The 17237-nt window shown below is 64.7% G+C and carries 20 protein-coding genes, 1 tRNA gene and 2 pseudogenes; 11 read left to right on the top strand and 12 right to left on the bottom strand.

Annotated elements, in window-relative coordinates:
- Positions 1-41 precede the first annotated feature (41 nt).
- Positions 42-1397: a 3-oxoacyl-ACP reductase gene (locus tag ACFW0B_RS06670; RefSeq protein WP_449147147.1), complete on the top strand. Its 1356-nt coding sequence runs from the start codon at positions 42-44 to the stop codon at positions 1395-1397.
- 85 nt (positions 1398-1482) lie between these two features.
- On the opposite strand, the pseudogene ACFW0B_RS06665 reads toward ACFW0B_RS06670, so the two are convergent.
- Positions 1483-1914, bottom strand: a pseudogene (locus tag ACFW0B_RS06665) (helix-turn-helix domain-containing protein); the annotation flags it as partial.
- Between the two features lie 182 nt (positions 1915-2096).
- Here ACFW0B_RS06665 and ACFW0B_RS06660 point away from each other — a divergent pair.
- The 7 genes from ACFW0B_RS06660 (at position 2097) to ACFW0B_RS06630 (ending at position 6486) form a co-directional block, all read left to right on the top strand.
- Positions 2097-2951 (top strand): MaoC family dehydratase, encoded by an 855-nt coding sequence (locus ACFW0B_RS06660; RefSeq protein ID WP_449147146.1) that lies wholly within the window; start codon positions 2097-2099, stop codon positions 2949-2951.
- 53 nt (positions 2952-3004) lie between these two features.
- Complete coding sequence (locus tag ACFW0B_RS06655; RefSeq protein ID WP_226282769.1) at positions 3005-3307, top strand: MazG-like family protein; 303 nt, start codon at positions 3005-3007, stop codon at positions 3305-3307.
- Positions 3304-4053 carry a methyltransferase domain-containing protein gene (locus ACFW0B_RS06650; protein ID WP_449147145.1) on the top strand — a complete coding sequence of 250 codons (750 nt, stop codon included), beginning with the start codon at positions 3304-3306 and terminating at the stop codon, positions 4051-4053. The genes ACFW0B_RS06655 and ACFW0B_RS06650 overlap by 4 nt, the downstream gene beginning before the upstream one ends.
- 11 nt (positions 4054-4064) lie before the next feature.
- The gene (locus ACFW0B_RS06645; protein WP_449147144.1) at positions 4065-4673 is read left to right on the top strand and encodes a DUF4136 domain-containing protein; all 609 of its coding nucleotides are present in this window, start codon (positions 4065-4067) and stop codon (positions 4671-4673) included.
- A 75-nt stretch (positions 4674-4748) separates the two neighbouring features.
- Positions 4749-5306 carry a DUF4136 domain-containing protein gene (locus tag ACFW0B_RS06640; RefSeq protein WP_449147143.1) on the top strand — a complete coding sequence of 186 codons (558 nt, stop codon included), beginning with the start codon at positions 4749-4751 and terminating at the stop codon, positions 5304-5306.
- Positions 5307-5313: 7 nt separating this feature from the next.
- Positions 5314-5811: a GNAT family N-acetyltransferase gene (locus ACFW0B_RS06635; RefSeq protein ID WP_449147142.1), complete on the top strand. Its 498-nt coding sequence runs from the start codon at positions 5314-5316 to the stop codon at positions 5809-5811.
- 207 nt (positions 5812-6018) lie between these two features.
- A complete protein-coding gene (locus tag ACFW0B_RS06630; RefSeq protein ID WP_449147141.1) occupies positions 6019-6486 on the top strand; it encodes an aminoacyl-tRNA deacylase in 468 nt (155 codons plus the stop codon).
- A gap of 116 nt (positions 6487-6602) precedes the next feature.
- Here the strand turns inward: ACFW0B_RS06630 and ACFW0B_RS06625 are convergent, their stop codons facing one another.
- The 9 genes and pseudogenes from ACFW0B_RS06625 to ACFW0B_RS06585 form a co-directional block, all read right to left on the bottom strand.
- Complete coding sequence (locus tag ACFW0B_RS06625) at positions 6603-7055, bottom strand: hypothetical protein (RefSeq protein ID WP_449147140.1); 453 nt, start codon at positions 7053-7055, stop codon at positions 6603-6605.
- A gap of 297 nt (positions 7056-7352) precedes the next feature.
- A complete protein-coding gene (locus tag ACFW0B_RS06620; RefSeq protein ID WP_449147139.1) occupies positions 7353-7637 on the bottom strand; it encodes a hypothetical protein in 285 nt (94 codons plus the stop codon).
- A 258-nt stretch (positions 7638-7895) separates the two neighbouring features.
- Positions 7896-7991: transfer RNA gene (locus ACFW0B_RS06615), tRNA-Sec, on the bottom strand.
- 148 nt (positions 7992-8139) lie between these two features.
- Complete coding sequence (locus ACFW0B_RS06610) at positions 8140-9444, bottom strand: HipA domain-containing protein (RefSeq protein WP_449147138.1); 1305 nt, start codon at positions 9442-9444, stop codon at positions 8140-8142.
- Complete coding sequence (locus ACFW0B_RS06605; protein WP_449147137.1) at positions 9444-9743, bottom strand: transcriptional regulator; 300 nt, start codon at positions 9741-9743, stop codon at positions 9444-9446. The genes ACFW0B_RS06610 and ACFW0B_RS06605 overlap by 1 nt, the downstream gene beginning before the upstream one ends.
- A 241-nt stretch (positions 9744-9984) precedes the next feature.
- Positions 9985-10188: pseudogene (locus ACFW0B_RS06600) on the bottom strand (tyrosine-type recombinase/integrase); the annotation flags it as partial.
- Between the two features lie 152 nt (positions 10189-10340).
- Positions 10341-10952: a DNA cytosine methyltransferase gene (locus tag ACFW0B_RS06595; protein WP_449147136.1), complete on the bottom strand. Its 612-nt coding sequence runs from the start codon at positions 10950-10952 to the stop codon at positions 10341-10343.
- On the bottom strand, positions 10945-11229 hold the full coding sequence (locus tag ACFW0B_RS06590; protein ID WP_459251691.1) for a hypothetical protein: 285 nt from the start codon (positions 11227-11229) through the stop codon (positions 10945-10947). Before ACFW0B_RS06590 ends, ACFW0B_RS06595 begins: the two co-directional genes overlap by 8 nt.
- Positions 11226-11444: a DNA-binding protein gene (locus ACFW0B_RS06585; RefSeq protein WP_459251690.1), complete on the bottom strand. Its 219-nt coding sequence runs from the start codon at positions 11442-11444 to the stop codon at positions 11226-11228. Before ACFW0B_RS06585 ends, ACFW0B_RS06590 begins: the two co-directional genes overlap by 4 nt.
- Positions 11445-11575: 131 nt before the next feature.
- Between ACFW0B_RS06585 and ACFW0B_RS06580 the strand changes: the two genes are divergently transcribed.
- From ACFW0B_RS06580 to ACFW0B_RS06570, 3 genes are all read left to right on the top strand, one after another.
- Positions 11576-11824 carry a DNA-binding protein gene (locus tag ACFW0B_RS06580; RefSeq protein ID WP_449147135.1) on the top strand — a complete coding sequence of 83 codons (249 nt, stop codon included), beginning with the start codon at positions 11576-11578 and terminating at the stop codon, positions 11822-11824.
- A gap of 331 nt (positions 11825-12155) precedes the next feature.
- Positions 12156-12479, top strand: coding sequence for a helix-turn-helix domain-containing protein (locus tag ACFW0B_RS06575; protein WP_449147134.1), 324 nt, complete (start codon positions 12156-12158; stop codon positions 12477-12479).
- Positions 12479-13705, top strand: coding sequence for a type II toxin-antitoxin system HipA family toxin (locus ACFW0B_RS06570; RefSeq protein ID WP_449147133.1), 1227 nt, complete (start codon positions 12479-12481; stop codon positions 13703-13705). Before ACFW0B_RS06575 ends, ACFW0B_RS06570 begins: the two co-directional genes overlap by 1 nt.
- A gap of 201 nt (positions 13706-13906) precedes the next feature.
- Here ACFW0B_RS06570 and selB read toward each other — a convergent pair whose 3' ends face one another.
- Both selB and selA read right to left on the bottom strand, forming a co-directional pair.
- Positions 13907-15820, bottom strand: a complete 1914-nt coding sequence (gene selB, locus ACFW0B_RS06565) for a selenocysteine-specific translation elongation factor (RefSeq protein WP_449147132.1) — start codon at positions 15818-15820, stop codon at positions 13907-13909.
- The gene (gene selA, locus ACFW0B_RS06560; RefSeq protein WP_449147131.1) at positions 15817-17223 is read right to left on the bottom strand and encodes an L-seryl-tRNA(Sec) selenium transferase; all 1407 of its coding nucleotides are present in this window, start codon (positions 17221-17223) and stop codon (positions 15817-15819) included. The genes selB and selA overlap by 4 nt, the downstream gene beginning before the upstream one ends.
- Positions 17224-17237: the final 14 nt, after the last annotated feature.

Here is a 17237-nt window from a genome sequence, read left to right as displayed (position 1 = left end):
GAGTGGGCCCACTTTCGATTGACCAGCAGGAGCGCCATGCCATGAACGACCGTTACCTCGCCTTCGCCAACTCCAACGCCGGCCGGCGCCTGGTTGGCGCCCTCGGCCTGCCGGCGCCGGTGCGCCTGGAGCGCTGGATGGCGGGCCGCGCAAGGCCGGTGGATGGCGCCCTGCTGATCGGCGGTTCCGGCAGCCTGGGTGAGGCCGCCAGCGCCGTGCTGAACCGGCTCACCGACCAGAACTTCGCGGACGCGGAAGACCGCTTCGGCCTGCCACGCTGGACCGCCGAGCAGGGCCCCAGGCTCAAGGCGCTGCTCTTCGATGCCAGCGGCCTGACCCGTTTCGAGCAACTGATCGAGCTGCGCGACTTCTTCCAGCCGGCCCTGAAACACCTGGGCACCTGCCCCAAAGTGGTGGTGCTGGCCCGCGCCCCGGAAGCCATCGAGGACCTGGTAGCCGCCAGCGTGCAGCGATCCCTGGAAGGCTTCACCCGTTCGCTGGCCAAGGAAATCCGCCGCGGCGGCAGCGTCCAGCTTATCTACGTCGGCCAGGGTGCCGAGGACCAGCTGGAAGGCGCACTGCGCTTCTTCCTCTCGCCGAAGAGCGCCTACGTGTCCGCCCAGGTGCTGCGCCTGACGGCCTGTGCCGAAAAGGTGCAGGACTGGACCCGCCCGCTGGCCGGCAAGCGCGCGCTGGTCACCGGCGCCTCCCGGGGCATCGGCGCCGCCATCGCGGAAACCCTGGCCCGCGACGGCGCCGAGGTGATCCTGCTGGACGTGCCCCAGGCAAAAGACGCCCTCGACGGCCTGGCCGCGCGCCTGGGCGGCCGTGGCGTGGCCCTGGACATCACCGCCGAGGACGCCGCCAGCCAACTGGTGGACGCGCTGCCGGAGGGCGTGGACATCCTGGTGCACAACGCCGGCATCACCCGCGACAAGACCCTCGCCAAGATGAGCGACGAGTTCTGGAACTCGGTGATCAACGTCAACCTGCACGCCCCGCAGGTGCTCACCCAGGCCCTGCTGGACGCCGGCAAGCTGCACGACAACGGCCGCGTGGTGCTGATCGCCTCCATCAGCGGCATTGCCGGCAACCTGGGCCAGACCAACTATGCGCTGAGCAAGGCGGGCCTCATCGGTCTTGCGCAAAACTGGGCGCCGCTGCTGGCCAGGCGAGGCATCAGCATCAATGCGGTGGCGCCGGGCTTCATCGAAACCCAGATGACCGCCGCCATCCCCCTCACCCTCCGCGAAGCCGGCCGGCGCATGAACTCCATGAACCAGGGTGGCCTGCCCCAGGACGTGGCCGAAGCCGTCGCCTGGTTCGCCCAACCCGGCTCCGGCGCCCTCACCGGGCAGGTGATGCGGGTGTGCGGCCAGAGCCTGTTGGGGGCTTGAGGCTGGCCATCACGCAATCGGTAGGCCTTGAATTTGTGGGGGCGAATTCATTCGCGAAGGGGCAACGCAGTTGCCCCAATGGGTTTCAGCCCTTGCCCTTCCTGCGGAATTCCACCGGGGTATCCCCCACCCAGCGCTTGAACGCTCGGTAGAAGGTGCTCGGTTCGGAGAATCCGGTGCGCTCGACAATCACTTCGATGCGCTCGTCGGTGTTCAGCAGCAGGTCCTTGGCCAGCCGGCAGCGGTAGTCGGTCACCAGGTCGTTGAAGCGCACGCCGGCCATGGCCAGGCGTTCGCGCAGGCGGCGGGACGGCATGTTCAGGCGCGCGGCCACCTGTTCCAGAGTGACGCCGCCATTGGCCAGCAGTTCGCCGATCAGCTCGCGCACCTGGCGCACCAACTCCAGGCGCTCCACCTCGGCCAGTTGGCGACGGGCCAGGGACTCGTGCATGCGCGGCTGGTCCGGCGCGGCGGAGGGCGAAGGCCGGTCCTGATCTGCAGCATCGAAGCTCAGCGCCACGTCATCGGTCAGATCACGCATCATTTTCAGAGAATTCTTATTATCTGCGAGGCGCGGCCATCTTATGCGGCTTCTTCCTCGCTGCTCAAGGCTGCGATTGGCGGCCCCGGGAGGACCGGCCAGTGTGCGGCGGACGATGCTGGCTATGCTCAATGCCATTCGCCCCAAGGAGATTCCTCATGGCCACCGACTGGCTCGATCTGTCCGCACCGCCCGCCCTCCCCGGCCTGTTCGCCCGCGCCGCCGTACGCCGTGGCACACGCGGTATGACCCTGCCCGAGCAGGGCGTGCGCTGCCAGGTGAGCGTCGACGCCGGACACCTGGCGCGCTACCGCTCCCTCTGCGGTTTCAGCGACAAGGGCCTGCTGCCGGCGACCTACCCGCACATCCTCGCCTTCCCGCTGCAGATGCGCCTGCTCACCGACCCGCGCTTCCCCTTCCCGCTGCTGGGTTTCGTGCACCTGGAAAACCGCATCCGCGTCGTGCGGGCCCTGGGCGGCCTCGGGCCGTTCACCGTCAGTGTGGAAGCGAGCGGCCTGCAGCCCCACGAAAAGGGCGTCAGCTTCAGCCTGATCACCCGCCTGGAAGACCAGCTCGGCCTGGTCTGGGAAGGCGACAGCCGCGTCCTCTTCCGCGGCCTGCGCCTGCCCGGCCAGCCCGAGCCGCGCGCAGCGGTAGAGAGCCTGCCCCTGGAGCACCTGGACCAGTGGTACGCCGACGCCAACATCGGCCGGCGCTACGCGCGGGTGGCCGGCGACTACAACCCCATCCACCTGGCGGCCGCCAGTGCCAGGCTGTTCGGCTTCCGCCGCGCCATCGCCCACGGCCTGTGGAACAAGGCGCGCAGCCTGGCGGCGCTGGAAATCCACCTGCCCGCAGCCGGCTACGAAGTGGAGGTGCGCTTCCAGAAGCCCGTGCTGCTGCCCGCCGAACTCACCCTGCTGGCCAGCGCGCCGGGGCCCTCCGGCCAGTTTGCCCTGCGCGGCCGGCAGGACACCCCGCACATGAGCGGAAGCTGGCGCCCCCTCGGCTGACCCTTGCGTGGCGGTGCAAGCGGCGGGACCATTGGCGGCTCAAGGAGAGCCCCATGAACCTCGACGAAATCACCGCCCGCCTGCACGCCATCCGCGATCACAATGACTGGCGGCAATTCCACAGCCCGAAGAACCTGGCCATGGCCGCCAGCGTGGAAATGGCCGAGCTGGTGGAAATCTTCCAGTGGCTGACCGAAGACCAGTCGCGCCAGCTGCCCCCGGAAAAACTCGCCCACGCCGGCCAGGAAGTGGGCGACATCGTCCTCTACCTCCTGCTGCTGTGTGCCGAACTCGGCCTGGACATGGACGCCGTAGTGCGCGCCAAGCTCGCCGACAGCGAAAGGCGCTTCACATGAGCGACCGGCATTTCGATGAACTGGCGACACGTTTCGCCGAGAAGATCTACGGCGGCGCCAAGGGCGCCATCCGCCTCGCCGTGCTCCAGGCTGACCTGTCGGAAGTCCTCCCCGACCGCCCGTTGCGAGTGCTCGACGTTGGCGCCGGCCTCGGCCACATGGCCCTCTGGCTGGCCGAACGCGGCCACCAGGTGACCCTCGCCGAACCCGCCGAGCCCATGCTCGAAGGCGCCCGCCAGCGCTTTGCCGAGGCTGGCCGCAGCGCCACCTTCATCCAGGCCCCCTGGCAGGAGCTGCTCGGCCGGCTCACCGAGCCCTATGACCTGGTGCTGTGCCACGCCGTGCTGGAATGGCTGGCCGACCCGCACGCCATTCTGCCGGTGCTGCACCAGCTCACCGCCCGGGACGGTTTGCTGTCGCTGGCCTTCTACAACAAGGACGCGCTGATCTACCGCAACCTGCTCAAGGGCCACTTCCGCAAGCTGCGCAAGCACAAGTTCGCCGGCGAAGGGCAGAGCCTGACCCCGCAGCAGCCGCTGGACCCGCGCGACCTGGCGAAACAACTCGACGGCCACTGGCAGGTCGAAAGACAGAGCGGCGTGCGGGTGTTCCACGACTACATGCCCCAGGAGTTCCAGGCCAAGGCCGAACTGGTGGACCTGCTGGAAATGGAGCTCGCCTACCGTCGCCATCCCAGCTACCAGGGACTGGGCCGCTACCTGCACTGGATCTGCCGCCCCCTCTGAGTGGAGGCCCCATGAAACGTCCTGCACTGCCCATACTGCTCACCCTCGCGCTGCTGCTCGGCGCCTGCCAGAGCCCCAACCCGTACAAGGCCGAGTCCCGCCCGCTGCCGCCCGCCCCGCCGGGCGCGGCCAGCACCTTCGACCACAGCGCCTACCCCGCGGCGCCGCGCGACTTTGGCCGCTATCGCAGCTGGACCTGGCTCGACGGCCAGCTGCCCGCCGGCAACAACTGGACAACGCCCGAACAGATGGCCGAGATGATCAATGCCGGCCTCGACCAGCACGGCCTGCGCCAGGCCCACGACCCCGGCCAGGCCGACCTCAAGGTCATCGCCAGCCTGCGCTACGAACGGCGCCTGCGGCAGTACGACGACTACGCCGGCGCCTACTACGGCAGCGGCCCCTGGCACGACCAGTACGGCGCCTGGGCCAGCGTGCCGGTGGTGCGCACCTACGAGGAACAGGTAGCGGTGGTCTACCTGGAGTTTTTCGATGCCCGCGACAACCAGCCGGTGTGGAGCGGCAGCGGCGAGGTGCCCGCTGGCGGCAGCCGTGCGGAGACCATCAACGCATTGCGCCAGGCCGTGAAGGATGCGCTCGACGGCTACCCGCCGAACTGACCCGGCCCGCAATTTCCCCTTGCCGGCCGCCCTGCCTTGCGATTCGATAAAGCTTCCGGCAGAGGAGATTCCGCCATGATCCGCCGCACCTTCCTCCTATCCACCGCCCTGCTCCTGGCGGCCTGCCAGAGCTACAACGTGAACCGCGACTTCGACAGCACCCGTGACTTCAGCGCCTATCGCAGCTGGAGCTGGAAGGAACCGGCCCTGCAATACAGCCCCGATGATCCGCGGATCAAGAGCGACCTCACCGAACAGCGCATCCGAGATGCCGTCGGCCAGCAGCTCGAGCAGCGCGGCCTGCGTCCGGCCACCGATGGCAAGGCCGACCTCAAGGTCCAGTCCTGGCTGATCGTCGATGACCGCCAGCAGCAGACCAGCTACAACTACGGTGGCTACTGGGGCGGCTATTGGGGAGGTTACTGGGGCGGCCCGGCCTATACCGAAACCCGCACCTACAACTACAAGGTCGCCACCATCCAGGTGGACCTGTACGACAGCAAGGACGGCAAGCTGGTCTGGCGCGGCAGTGCCGAACAGATCATGAAAAGCGCGCCACCGAGCCCCGCCGAACGCGAAGCCGCCATCCGCGAAACGGTCGCCAGGGTGATCGAACAATATCCGCCGTATTGAGAACCGCATGACCGCAGCCAATCCCCATCTGCAATACCGCACCGCCATTGCCGAAGACCTGCACGAAGTGGTCCGCTTCCCCCAAGATGCGGACGAACTCTTCTTCGCCTACCCCAAGGCCAGCTGGCCCCTGACCGTCGGCCAGCTGGCCGCTGCCATGGCCGAACGCCGGGGCAGCACCGTCGCCCTGCTGGACGGCAAGGTCGCCGGCTTCGCCAACTTCTACCAGTGGCAGCACGGCGAGTTCTGCGCCCTCGGCAACATGATGGTGGCCTTCTGGGCCCGTGGGCACGGCGTGGCCCAGTTCCTGATCGAAGCCATGGAACGGCAGGCCCGCGAGCAGTACAAGGCCCGGCTGATGAAGGTGTCCTGCTTCAACGCCAACGCCGCTGGCCTGCTGCTCTACACTCGCCTCGGCTACCAGCCGCGCGCCATCGTCGAGCGCCTCTCCCCGGAGGGCCGCCGCATCGCCCTGATCCAGCTGGACAAGCCCCTCACGGACTGAGCCCCACGAGCATCCGCCGCGCCACGGCGACCAACCTGCCCTGAACCGGTCGGCGCTTCCCGACGCCCTGGCCCGCTCCCTCACTAAACTTATCCACAAGGCACCGGCCCACGCCGATGCCGGGTGGGGAGCGGGAGGCTCCTCCTTGTGTGCCGGCACCGCTGGCCTACCAGGAGCGACAGGCCAGTGCCTGGCAGGAGGTGTCCCATGACCATGATCACCCAGTTGCAGAACTGCCTTTCGCAGCACAAGACCCGCTTCGACCTGCTCAGCCACAGAGCCGCCATGACCACCCGCGAAGCCGCCCGCCGCGCCGGCGTTCCGCCCCAGCAGATGGCCAAGCCGGTGATCCTCGACGACTTCCAGGGCCACTGGATGATGGCCGTCGTCCCGGCCTCGCGCCATGTCGACCTGGAAAAGGTCCACAAACTCACCCACCGCCACTGGCGCCTGGTGCGCGAGCGTGACTTCGGCAAACGCTTCGCCGATTGCGAGGTGGGCGCCATCCCCGCCGTCGGCAACCTCTTCGGCCTTGAAACCCTGATCGACCAGTCGCTCACCGAACAGCCGGACATCTACTTCGAATCCGGCCGCCACGACGAACTGGTGCACATGAGCGGCAAGCAGTACATGGCCCTGATGCCAGAGGCGAAACGCGGGAAGCTGTGCGAATAGCCGCATTGCCCGCAGGCACCGGCCTGCCAGGCGGATTCAGGGTGGGCCGGTGCCTTTGCAGGAGCGAGCTCTGCTCGCGACCCCCAGAGGTATCGCCATGCTCGCGGCACGCCGCTCTACCGAATATCCCCACAGAAGATGTCGTAGTTGCCATCCGCCGGGGTCGTACGCAGCACCAGGGAATAGTCCCCCGCGCGGAGCGTCGAGAGGGGAACCGGCGCGGACTTCGACAGCCGCCAGACATCACCCCGGAATTGCTGCTCAGTCGTGAGGGTCCGGTTCAGCTCATAGGCCGGCGCGGTGCCCCTGCGCGCACAGGTTCCCGGGTAGATGAAGGTGTAAAGGCGGACGGGCCTCGACACATAGGGAGGCACGCCGCCTACTACCAGCGAGATAGTGGTTTCATCGCCGCGCGGCGCCAGGGTCGCCTGGGCGATATGCCCGGCGTTCTGCTGCGTCGCCTTCAGCCTCACGCCGAGCACCTCGTCACGGGCGCTGCCGGACGGGCTCGCGCAGCCAACGAAACAGATGGAAATCAGGATCAGAGCCAGAAGCCTTGCTGCGTTCATCGCTGGCCTCCAAGGGGGGAAGCGCCTGTGCAATGGTCAACTTCTGAATATACGCGCGGGATTGGCGACGGCAGCAGCTCCCTACCCAGCGGTCGAGAGGCCGTCCGTGCAGGCCTTCAGACTGGTGCACTCACCCTGTGGGGGCGATTTCAATCGCCAAGCAGACCGCAGGTCTGCCCTTGGGAATCCTGGCCGGGTCCAGCTGCCCTCTCCCCGCAAGCGGGAGAGGGCGCTGTCCGTACGGGCGTTCAGCCCGTGCACTCACCCTGCAGGGGCGAATTCAATCAAGCCAGGAACTCAGGGCTTGTACTGGCTCTGCGCAACGCACCACTTGCTGGCCGGGTCTTTCGACTGGTTGCACGAATTGCGGAACACCACCTGGGCGTGCTTCTGGCAATTGCGGAACTGCGTCGTGCCCTTCTCATTCTTGCTGCACACGGTATCCAGCGCGATGGCGCCGTTTCGCTCCTGCCAGTTCAGGTAGTAGTTCTCACTGTTTGGCTTCTTGGCGGCGGGGGTGGCGGCAAACGAAACGCTTGCCATGAGTACCAGCGCACTACCCAGTGCGAATCGGATGGTCATATCAACTCCTAATAGTCCCGTGCGTATGTGCACCTTCCTGGAGGCGCCTTCTTTTGCAGTGATGCTCTTGCTGTGCCCCGGAGAGCGGATCGACTCCCGAGTGAACTGCTGCGAATAGTGCTGAGCGCCCATGACCGCCGCAAGAGCCCGTCATCCACTTGGTATGACCGTCCGTCGTACAGCCTGCGCGGCAATACGTGCTCCCGCCGGCCGTCCCGGCGAGCGCCGGACGGGCGTTATCCAGCGGGGAAGGGAAAGTGGCGGAAGGCAGTGAGAGTCGAACTCACCCAGGAACGGCTGCCGTCCCCCACCGGGTTTGAAGCCCGGCCACGCCACCGGGCGTGCTTGCCTTCCATGTTGATCTATAAGGCTTTTTCCGTGCCTTCCAGCTGTGCAAGCGGGGAGGTGTCGAAGAACTGTCGAAAATCCTTGGTCGGACCATACAACAAAACATTCTGGAAGTGGCCCGGCACCAAGCTAGCCTAGCGCAGAGTACCCAGGCTCAGGGGAGCAGCTTGCGCGACATTTCAGCGATGATGATCTTTTCGATGCAACGCAACGCCCTCATCTCCCCGGGGAATGCGTGCCTGACCTCGGGTTGCAACCTGGCAAGCTCTTCGTTTTCACGTTGCACCTGGTCAATGAGTTCCTCAGCACCTTTCCGCACTGCCGTCGCCAGCTGGATGACCTGTGATCTCGCCGTGCCCGGTTTAATCGCGAGTATTCCGGCAGCCTCGACAAGCAGATCCAGGCTCATGCGTTCCAAACGATCTTCACCCGCTATTGGCCAGGCCATGGTCACTGCCCCCGGCCAATAGTCCTTGTCGAAAGCCCTTGTGGTCCAGACGGCGGTGCTCAGCAGGTCATAGAAGGGTGCCAACTCCAGCCCCCGGGGGCTCATGAGGAAGCTGAGGTTCTTCAAGTGTGCATCGGTATTACCGACCAAGACGTTGAACGTCAGCCATTGGAAGAGCTGCAGCCTGGCTCTGGCCGGAATGCGGCACATCGCGCTTAACTCTCGCATGCGCTCGACGTTGCCCGCGTGGTACTTGGTCGTCCTATCCAGATTGAGGACCTGGCAGGCGTCCAGGCAGTGAAGCCTTGTCCACCCCGAAGGGGTAAGAGTCCTATCGAACCGCTCGACCAGGTAGACCGGCATCGGGATGTATTTTCGGGTCACGGCTGGAACTGGGAGGCCCACCTTCTTGGCGAGTGTCATTACGAACCACTCGTTGATCACCGAGTGGGCAAAGTCTCCGCTCGGATGATCCGGCTTGATGATGTGCGTCGACGGTTCGTTGCCGCCTGGTTCCAGGAACTGCCCATCCTCAACGCGGAGTGCGACTTTGTGTTGCGCCCCGGCCAGCGACATCCGCTTGAAGGACTGCTCGGCCAATGGAATTTGAGGCATTTTCCGAATGCGCTCGGCCATCGCATCAAACGAGAGCGCCCGCAGCTCACCTGGCTCGGGCACTTGGTCGGGAGGCAGCAAGGTGATAGACCCGGCCGACTCGGCACCAAAGTGCTGCAGCATCCCGAATGCATCTTCAACGCCGACTCCGGCACTTGCGGCAATGAGCTGGCGTTGCCCCTCTTCCGGTAGCAGGTTGTCGAAGAACCACTGAACGGGGCGGTCGCTTGCACCGTCAACGTAGGGTTCCGCCCTCAACGGCAAACTCGGGCTGATGGCGTGGGCATCAGGCTTGTCCAACCAGGCCTGGGTGTAAGTGAAGGTCCATAAGCCGTTGCGCTCGGCCAGCACTCCGACCTGGTCGAAGTTGATCCAGACGTACAGTTGGCGATCCATCAGCGAGCCTTGTCGTTCAGGGACGTTTCAATGGCGTGCAGCAGGCGCTCCAGCTCATCGGACTCGGGATTGATCTTGCCGGAATGAGCCGCTGCAGATTTGTTGAATGCGCGAAGTACCTGGGCACTCGCCGCCCCTGCAATCTCATCGGGAACCTCCACCGACACTTTCATCCCCAGCTCCTGCATGACCTGGAAAAGCAGGCCCCACTGCACGGTTTCGCCGCCGCGCTCGACCTTGCCGAGGAAGTTTTCGCTCACGCCAATAACGCCAGCGGCCACGTCCTGGCGCATATCCATGGCCTTTCGGCAGGCCCGGATGAGGTGGCCCAGGACTTTGGGAGAATCGATTGGCACATTCACTGAAAAATCCACACGCTAATAAGGAAAAAGCGAGCAACGTTGAGCCAGGCTGAAAAATCCACATGATCGCGAGGATTACATCGATCAGAAGTCTTGACCATTAATAATCCTCACGAACGAGAGGATTATAGCCACAGAATAGGCCTGGCTTGAAAAATCCTCACGATTGAGAGGACTCCTACTCGGTGCGGGGAAGAGCGCCGAAGAACTGTCGAAAATCCCTGGTGGGACCGAACTCCAGAACATCCTGGAAGTGGCCTGGCGCTAGGTGCGCATAGCGCATGGTCATGCTCAGTGAAGCGTGACCCAGGATCTTCTGCAGTGACAGGATATTGCCCCCGTTAGCCATGAAGTGCGATGCGAAGGTGTGTCGCAGCACATGGCCCTCAACCATGACGAGCGCCTCCGTCACATCGGCAATGGTGCAAGTCGCTGTATTCCCCGTAGGAGCTGGTGTGCCAGCGAATGACCCCGTTTCGCCAGCAAGCTGGCTCCTACAGGGCTCGCGGACCGTTGGCCGCTCTCTGGCAATCGCTAACCCTTGGCGCAGCGCTGCCCGGCAAGCTGCTCGATCACGTAGCGGCCCCACTGCTCAGCCATCGCCTCGGCGATGCCCGGGTAAGTGCGGCAGAGGTTCTTCCAGGGTTCAGGGCCGGGCGCCATGTAGCGCGAGAGCGGATCGCGCTCATGAACGATACGGGTGGGTTGCAGCTTCGGCAGGTTCTCCAGCCAGAAGTGAATCCGGCTGCGCTCGCCGTGGCCGAACATCCACGGAAAGACAGTCTGGTCCGGCTTGCGGATCTGCGTGGAGATCACCGAAGTTGGCCCTTTCAGGGCCTTGAAGCGAATCGGCGCAGCCAGCAGGCTGCGAACGAAATCCAGCGCCCTGCCCTGCCTGCCGTCCGCGATCTTGGCGGGGAAGTGACGGGCACCGGAAACGGCAAGGTCGATGTACGGCGGGTGGGCGATCAGCAGGTCCCAGCCCAAATCCAGCAATTCGCAGACATCCCCCTGCACGTGTTCGCCTTCGGTTTCCGAGGGCAGCAGGTCGCAGCTCACCGCATGGAAGCCAACGCGGGTCAGGGCATCGCGCACGCGGCCGGAGAACTCGCAGGCCACCAGGGCCCTGGGTTGACGCTCAGACATGGCTCAGGGCTCCCGGTCGAACGGCTCGCCGCAGCCATATGCAACGCGCCAGCACCTCGGCGCGCGGCGCCCAGGCCTGGACTTCCCGCAGCATGAGGCCGACGGGCAGACGCGCCGCCCAATGCCCCTGGATATCCATACGCGGCGCCTGCGCGCGCAGCACAAGAACCGGGACAGAACGCGCGTCGCCTGTCCGCGACGGCACCAGCAGACAGAGCAGGCGCAAGGTTCGGCGGGGGCGAAGCGCCGGTAACAGTCGAATGCGTTGATGGTTCATGCCCTGCGCTCCTTCTCCAGCAATTGCTGGGTCAGAAGCGCCACGTTCACCATCACGTACTTCCCCACCTTGTGCGACGGGATATAGCCGTTGCGAATCCAGCCCCACACCACGTCGTGTTCATCGCTCATCCGTATCCAGTCGGCGAACTCGCGCCAGGGCATCACCGGCGGCGGGCTGAGCAGGTCCTTGAGCGAGAGGGTCGTTCCTTCCACATCCTTGGCCTTTGTTGCACTATGTTGGTCTTTACAGGACTATATTCTGGACTATGTCCATGAATATGTCCGAATAGCGCCACCTGGACTATGTCCAGACAATAGTCCACCAATGACAATATTCGATCAGCATGAGCATCACAGATAGAGCACTCCTATTAATTGAGCGCACCAATCTCAACACGCTGACACGCGCCGGAGAGACGAATTACGACCGCTGGACGAGCATTCGAAGAGGTAAAGCCAGGGTGGGCGCTGAGGAAATAGAAATTCTCGGCAAGGTATTCCCTGCATACCGCTGGTGGCTGAGCACCGGAGAAGTTATGCCAGAGATTGGACAAACCAGCCCCGAATACGACGAAGCCAAGCAAGCGGAATAGTGCAGTAACCGCGCGCCGGGAACGCCTGGGCAAGTAAGCAGGGAGCGCGAAATGAAAGCGGACTGGGATGACGCACCGAACCGCCAGAAGCTGCCAATCGCAGCAGAAGGCTGATCTGGCTGGACTGGTGCCGAACTGGGGCAGATCTACCGCCTGGAATCCGAGAGTTGACTTACCGTGCCAGGGGTAATACCCCTTAATAAGATATCGTTTTGTGAGATCTTATCTAATATAAGATGCTATTAGCTGCATCCTAAATAACCTGCCAAGGTTGTTTAGCGTGCAATTGGTAGTATCTTATCCTTTGTAGGATCTCGCTTGGCGCCACCTTATGAAAGGCTTTTTCCCTGTTCAAAGTACCTCTCTGCTTTACCGTATAGGCCTACTGGTGAAGGAGGCGCGTCTGCGCATGGGGATACGGCAGGCTGACCTTGCAGAGCTGGCTGGAATTTCTCTCCGAACTGTTCGTCACATCGAGGGGGGGAAGGCTGAAGGTGTTTCGTTGCGCGATTTCATGCTCGCGCTGTTTACCGTTGGGATCTCTGACCGGGTTTTCCAAGCGCTGATCGATGACCCTGCGCTTGATCTCAACTCTTTGGAAACCAACACGACCAGGCGCGTAAGGCTGCCGCGCAGCAACGCGGAGGACTTCTAATGTCGCGCGCTTACATCTACATGGAGTGTCCGGAAACGGGTGAGACTGTGACGTTGGGCAGGCTGACCCTTGCTGGTAGCACGGGAACCTTCGTCTATGCGCCGGAGATCGTGGATGCCAAGCGTTGGGTGCCTGATCCGATTCGATATCCGCTCTCCGCTCGCCCCTTTCAGGTACATAAGAATGGGGGCGTTCCCGGGTTCATTGATGATGCGATGCCAGATGGCTGGGGAGAACGACTGCTGCGCCGCATCCGAAAGGGAGAGCTCACTCCGATCCAGCTTCTGCTGTTATCTCCTAACGAAGATCGCGCCGGAAATATCATGGCTGGCGAAGATCGCACACCGAGGCCGGGTATAGGCGAAAGGCCTGTGAAAATGCTTGAAGCCAAAGGGCTCGATCACTTCATGGATGTTTGCGCTGCGATCTATGACAGCCAGCTGAGCGTTGAGCAACTGGAGGCATTAAGAATACGGGATCAGCGCTCAGCTGTTGGTGGCGCCAGGCCCAAGCGCACGTACCGCTTTGATCACAAGCTGATTCTTGCTAAGCCACACGACAAATTTGATCACTACGACCTGCCGAAATTTGAGTATGCCTGCATGACTTTTGCGGCTACCAAGGGGATGAATGTCGCCCGGACTGCACTCCATCACAGTGAAAAAGGCAACACGCTGCTAGTGGAGCGATTTGACCGAAAATGGTCAGAGAATGATGCAAGGTTTCGGCGCATCCCGATGATGAGTGGCATGACTCTTCTCGATGCCGAATGGCAAGCGCAGCGCAACAACGGGTGGATCTACGCGGCGCTCGCCGATGAGTTGTACCGCAGAGGCGCACCGGGTTCTGATAGGCAGGAGCTCTACAGGCGAATGGCCTACAACGCTCTCGTAGGGAACAGTGACGATCATCCTCGCAACCACGCAGTGATCTGGCAGGAAGGGACGTGGCGCCTCTCGCCTATGTATGACGTTCTTCCCGTACTGGGAGAGGGGCCTGCACAGAGGCTGGCGATGGATGTTGGTATCAACGGTACCCTTCTAAGTCGAGCTAACCTGCTTAGCCAGCATAAGCATTTCGCACTAACGGAAGATGAGGCCGCCGGCATATTGGACGAGGTCGCTTCCTGGGAGTCGGAGCTGATGGAACACTATGCAAAGCATTTCGCCGGGGCTGAGCTGGATGCGGCGGTGGATGCAACAAGCAGCGAGAGACTGCTGGCTTAGGGCAGGCGCGAAGGCCCCTCCTGCAATCTTGGTGCTTGCTTTATCGTCGAGCATCGCATTCTTCACAGCTCTGAATAGCCCCAGTTTTGGTCGACACATTTGCACGTCAACTTCTGGCCGGGCATCGCTGGATGCATTCATCCAGACCTATCGAATAAGTGTCGAAAGCCCTTTTTCAGCAATGCCCTCCATAACTCGGGTTCAAGGCTTCGCCACCTGCGCCAGCGCCGAGTCTTCCCTGATCTTGCGCTGGTCGCCGATGCGGCGGGTGAAGCCGATGCGGTCGAAGTATTCCAGTAGCTGGATGCTGCGTTTGCGGCCGATGCCGATGCGGTCGCGCCAGGCGGCGGCCTTGATGGTGCCTTGCTGGTCCTGCAGTTGCCGGGCGTGTTGTACCAGTTGCCGGATGGCCTCGTCCGGGTAGAACAGGTCCTTGACCACCTGGTGCAGCAGGCCGAGGCGGGCGAGTTTGCGTTGCAGCAGGCGCATGGCACCTTCTTCCACGTTGAGTTCGCGGGCAAGGTCGCGGACCCAGGGCGGGTCGAAGTGGCCGGCTTGCAGAAGTGGCCAGACGCGTTGGCGCAGGGCTTCGTCGGCGTCGTTCAGTTGTACGCGGTGATCGGGCAGGTGCAGCCAGGGCCCGCTGGTTTGCACGGCGCCGCTGGCGAGGTGCTGTTCCAGCAGGGCGATGAAGACGGGGCGTTCCAGTTCGGGTAGCGCGTAGCGGCGCAGGCGGTCGCGGTCGGGGCCGAGTTCGTCGGGGAGTTCGGCGTGGAAGCGGGCGAGGCCGGCGAGCAGTTGTTGCCCCAGGGCCTGCCAGCGGGATTGGGCGAACAGGCGCGGGCCCAGCCGCGTGGTGATTTCCACGGCATCGGCGGGCAATGCCCAGCCATTACGCGGGCGATTGAACTGGCGCTCCAGCCGTTGCGGGTCGAGGCCGTTGTCGGCAGTACCAAGCAGGGCTGGCATCGCGCTTTCCAGGCCGTCGCCGCGCAATGCCTGCAACTGGGCGAGGCGTTCCGCTGTGCGGCGGTTACGCGCCGGGGCGAAGGGGTCGAGTACGCAGCCGCCGCCGAGGGTGCGCTGGGCGGACTGGTCGCGCAGCACCAGGCGGTCGCCATGGACCGCATGGGCGGGGGCATTCAGCAGCAGTTGGGCGAGGCCGCTGCGGCCGGGTGCCAGGCTGTTCGCTTCCAGCAGGGCCACGCGGCCGGTGACGTCCTGGGCGCCGAGGTGGACGTGCACCGGGGTCCAGTGGGCCAGGTCGTGGATTTCGCCGGGGAGCAGGCGCAGTTCGATATCCACGCGGGTGGTGGGCGCCAGCAGCGGCTGGGCCAGCAGCCAGTCGCCGCGGTGGATATGTTCCAGGGCCAGGCGTTCGCCGGTGATGTTCAGCGCCACGCGCTGGCCGGCTTCGGCATCCTCTACTTGCAGGTTGCGCGCGTGCAGGCCGCGTACGCGCACGGCGCGGCCGGAGGGGCTGAGCACCAGTTCGTCCCCGACGCTCACCCGCCCGGCAAACGCGGTGCCGGTGACCACCACGCCCGCGCCGGAAACGCTGAAGGCGCGGTCGATGGGCAGGCGGAAGTAGCCGTCGCCGCCGCGCCCGGCGGTGCGTGCGGCCTCAGTCAGCAGTGCCTGGCGCAGCGCGTCGATGCCCCGGCCGCTGAGGCTGTCCACCGGGAAGAGTTCGGCACCGGCCAGCGGCCCCGGCGCCAGTAGCGCGGTGACTTCGGCTCGCACCTGGATGAGGCGGCCGCCATCCACGCGGTCGAGCTTGGTCAGGGCCACCAGGGCGCGGCGGATGCCCAGCAGTTCGGCAATGGCGAGGTGTTCGCGGGTTTGCGGCATCACGCCGTCGTCGGCGGCGACCACCAGCAGCAACAGGTCGATGCCGCAGGCGCCGGCCAGCATGTTGTGGACGAAGCGTTCATGGCCGGGCACGTCGATGAACGCGGTGGGCCGGCCATCGCCCAGGTCGGCGTGGAGATAGCCGAGGTCGATGGTGATGCCGCGTTCGCGCTCGGCCGGGCGGCGGTCGCCCTCCTGCCCGGTCAGAGCCTTGAGGAGCGCCGTCTTGCCGTGGTCGATATGCCCCGCCGTGCCGACTATCACTCAAGCGCCCCCGAGAGCTGCGGCAGCTGGGCGAGGAAGGCCGGCTCGTCGTCGAGCTGGCGCAGGTCGAGCCAGAGGGCGTCGTCATCGAGGCGGCCGATCACCGGAATGGGCAGGCTGCGCAGATTTTCTTCCAGCTGGCGCAGGGCGCGACCACGCAGGCGCCTGGGTTGTTGCGGGCGCAGGCAGAGCGCCGCACTGGGCAGGCGCGCCACCGGCTGGGCACCGCTGCCGATCATGCCGAGGGCCGCTTCTGCCCTCACCTGCCAGGACGCGCCGAGCTGCGCCGCCAGCACTGGTGCCAGGCGCTCGACCTGGGCGCGGATGTCCGCCTGTGGACGGCTGAGCAGGCTCAGTGTGGTCAGGCGTTCGGCGAGGCGCTCCGGATCGCGGTAGAGACCGAGCACCGCTTCGAGGGCGGTGAGGGTCAGCTTGTCGACCCGCAGGGCGCGCTTGAGCGGGTTCTTCTTGATCCGCCCGATCAGTTCCTTGCTGCCGACGATCAGCCCGGCCTGGGGGCCGCCCAGCAGCTTGTCGCCGCTGAAGGTGACGATGTCGGCGCCGTCGCGCAGGGCTTCCTGCACGGTGGGTTCCCTGGGCAGGCCCCAGCGCGTGAGGTCCACCAGGGTGCCGCTGCCGAGGTCTTCCAGCAGCGGCAGTCCGTGGGCGTGGGCGATGGCCGCCAGCTCTGCCGTGGGCACGCTGGCGGTGAAGCCCTGCACGCTGTAGTTGCTGGTGTGCACGCGCATGAGCAGGCCGCAACGCGGGCCGATGGCGGCTTCGTAGTCCCGGGCGTGGGTGCGGTTGGTGGTGCCGACTTCGACGAGTTTCACGCCAGCGCGGGCCATGATGTCGGGGATGCGGAAGGCACCGCCGATTTCGATCAGTTCGCCGCGGGAAATCGCCCCTTCCTTGCGTGCGCCAAGGCTGTTCAGCGCCAGTAGCACGGCGGCGGCATTGTTGTTGACCACGGTGACCGCCTCGGCGCCGGTCAACTCGCGAATCAGGCCGGTGATGAGATCGTCGCGGTCGCCGCGCTTGCCGCTGGCGAGGTCGAATTCCAGGTTCAGCGGGTAACGCGCGGCCTGGGTGATGGCTTCGATGGCCTCATCCGGCAACAGTGCCCGACCGAGGTTGGTGTGCAGCACGGTGCCGGTAAGGTTGAACACCCGCCGTACCCGGCTGGAATGGGCCACGGCGAGGCGTTCCCCGGCGCGGCCGGCCAGCACGGCATCGGTGAGTTCAATGGCGGCGAGACGGCCCAGGCGGGCGGGCTCGCGCAGCTCGTCGAGCAGATCGCGCAGGGTCTTGAGCAGGGCCTCGCGGCCATAACGCTGTTGCAGGGGTGCGCAGGCCGGGCTGCGCAGCAGACGATCGACAGAGGGCAAACGGGCGGCCGACATGGGCATTCCTTAGC

This window comes from Metapseudomonas phytobenefica (assembly GCF_043392685.1).
Lineage (GTDB): Bacteria > Pseudomonadota > Gammaproteobacteria > Pseudomonadales > Pseudomonadaceae > Metapseudomonas.
This window is presented reverse-complemented; position numbering and strand designations above follow the sequence as displayed.

Bases quoted from the DNA above. Each gene is read 5' to 3' on its own strand.
- ACFW0B_RS06670 (WP_449147147.1), top strand. From the start codon at position 42: ATGAACGACCGTTACCTCGCCTTCGCCAACTCCAACGCCGGCCGGCGC.
- ACFW0B_RS06660 (WP_449147146.1), top strand. From the start codon at position 2,097: ATGGCCACCGACTGGCTCGATCTGTCCGCACCGCCCGCCCTCCCCGGC.
- ACFW0B_RS06655 (WP_226282769.1), top strand. From the start codon at position 3,005: ATGAACCTCGACGAAATCACCGCCCGCCTGCACGCCATCCGCGATCAC.
- ACFW0B_RS06650 (WP_449147145.1), top strand. From the start codon at position 3,304: ATGAGCGACCGGCATTTCGATGAACTGGCGACACGTTTCGCCGAGAAG.
- ACFW0B_RS06645 (WP_449147144.1), top strand. From the start codon at position 4,065: ATGAAACGTCCTGCACTGCCCATACTGCTCACCCTCGCGCTGCTGCTC.
- ACFW0B_RS06640 (WP_449147143.1), top strand. From the start codon at position 4,749: ATGATCCGCCGCACCTTCCTCCTATCCACCGCCCTGCTCCTGGCGGCC.
- ACFW0B_RS06635 (WP_449147142.1), top strand. From the start codon at position 5,314: ATGACCGCAGCCAATCCCCATCTGCAATACCGCACCGCCATTGCCGAA.
- ACFW0B_RS06630 (WP_449147141.1), top strand. From the start codon at position 6,019: ATGACCATGATCACCCAGTTGCAGAACTGCCTTTCGCAGCACAAGACC.
- ACFW0B_RS06625 (WP_449147140.1), bottom strand. From the start codon at position 7,055: ATGAACGCAGCAAGGCTTCTGGCTCTGATCCTGATTTCCATCTGTTTC.
- ACFW0B_RS06620 (WP_449147139.1), bottom strand. From the start codon at position 7,637: ATGACCATCCGATTCGCACTGGGTAGTGCGCTGGTACTCATGGCAAGC.
- ACFW0B_RS06610 (WP_449147138.1), bottom strand. From the start codon at position 9,444: ATGGATCGCCAACTGTACGTCTGGATCAACTTCGACCAGGTCGGAGTG.
- ACFW0B_RS06605 (WP_449147137.1), bottom strand. From the start codon at position 9,743: ATGGATATGCGCCAGGACGTGGCCGCTGGCGTTATTGGCGTGAGCGAA.
- ACFW0B_RS06595 (WP_449147136.1), bottom strand. From the start codon at position 10,952: ATGTCTGAGCGTCAACCCAGGGCCCTGGTGGCCTGCGAGTTCTCCGGC.
- ACFW0B_RS06590 (WP_459251691.1), bottom strand. From the start codon at position 11,229: ATGAACCATCAACGCATTCGACTGTTACCGGCGCTTCGCCCCCGCCGA.
- ACFW0B_RS06580 (WP_449147135.1), top strand. From the start codon at position 11,576: ATGAGCATCACAGATAGAGCACTCCTATTAATTGAGCGCACCAATCTC.
- ACFW0B_RS06575 (WP_449147134.1), top strand. From the start codon at position 12,156: ATGAAAGGCTTTTTCCCTGTTCAAAGTACCTCTCTGCTTTACCGTATA.
- ACFW0B_RS06570 (WP_449147133.1), top strand. From the start codon at position 12,479: ATGTCGCGCGCTTACATCTACATGGAGTGTCCGGAAACGGGTGAGACT.
- selA (WP_449147131.1), bottom strand. From the start codon at position 17,223: ATGTCGGCCGCCCGTTTGCCCTCTGTCGATCGTCTGCTGCGCAGCCCG.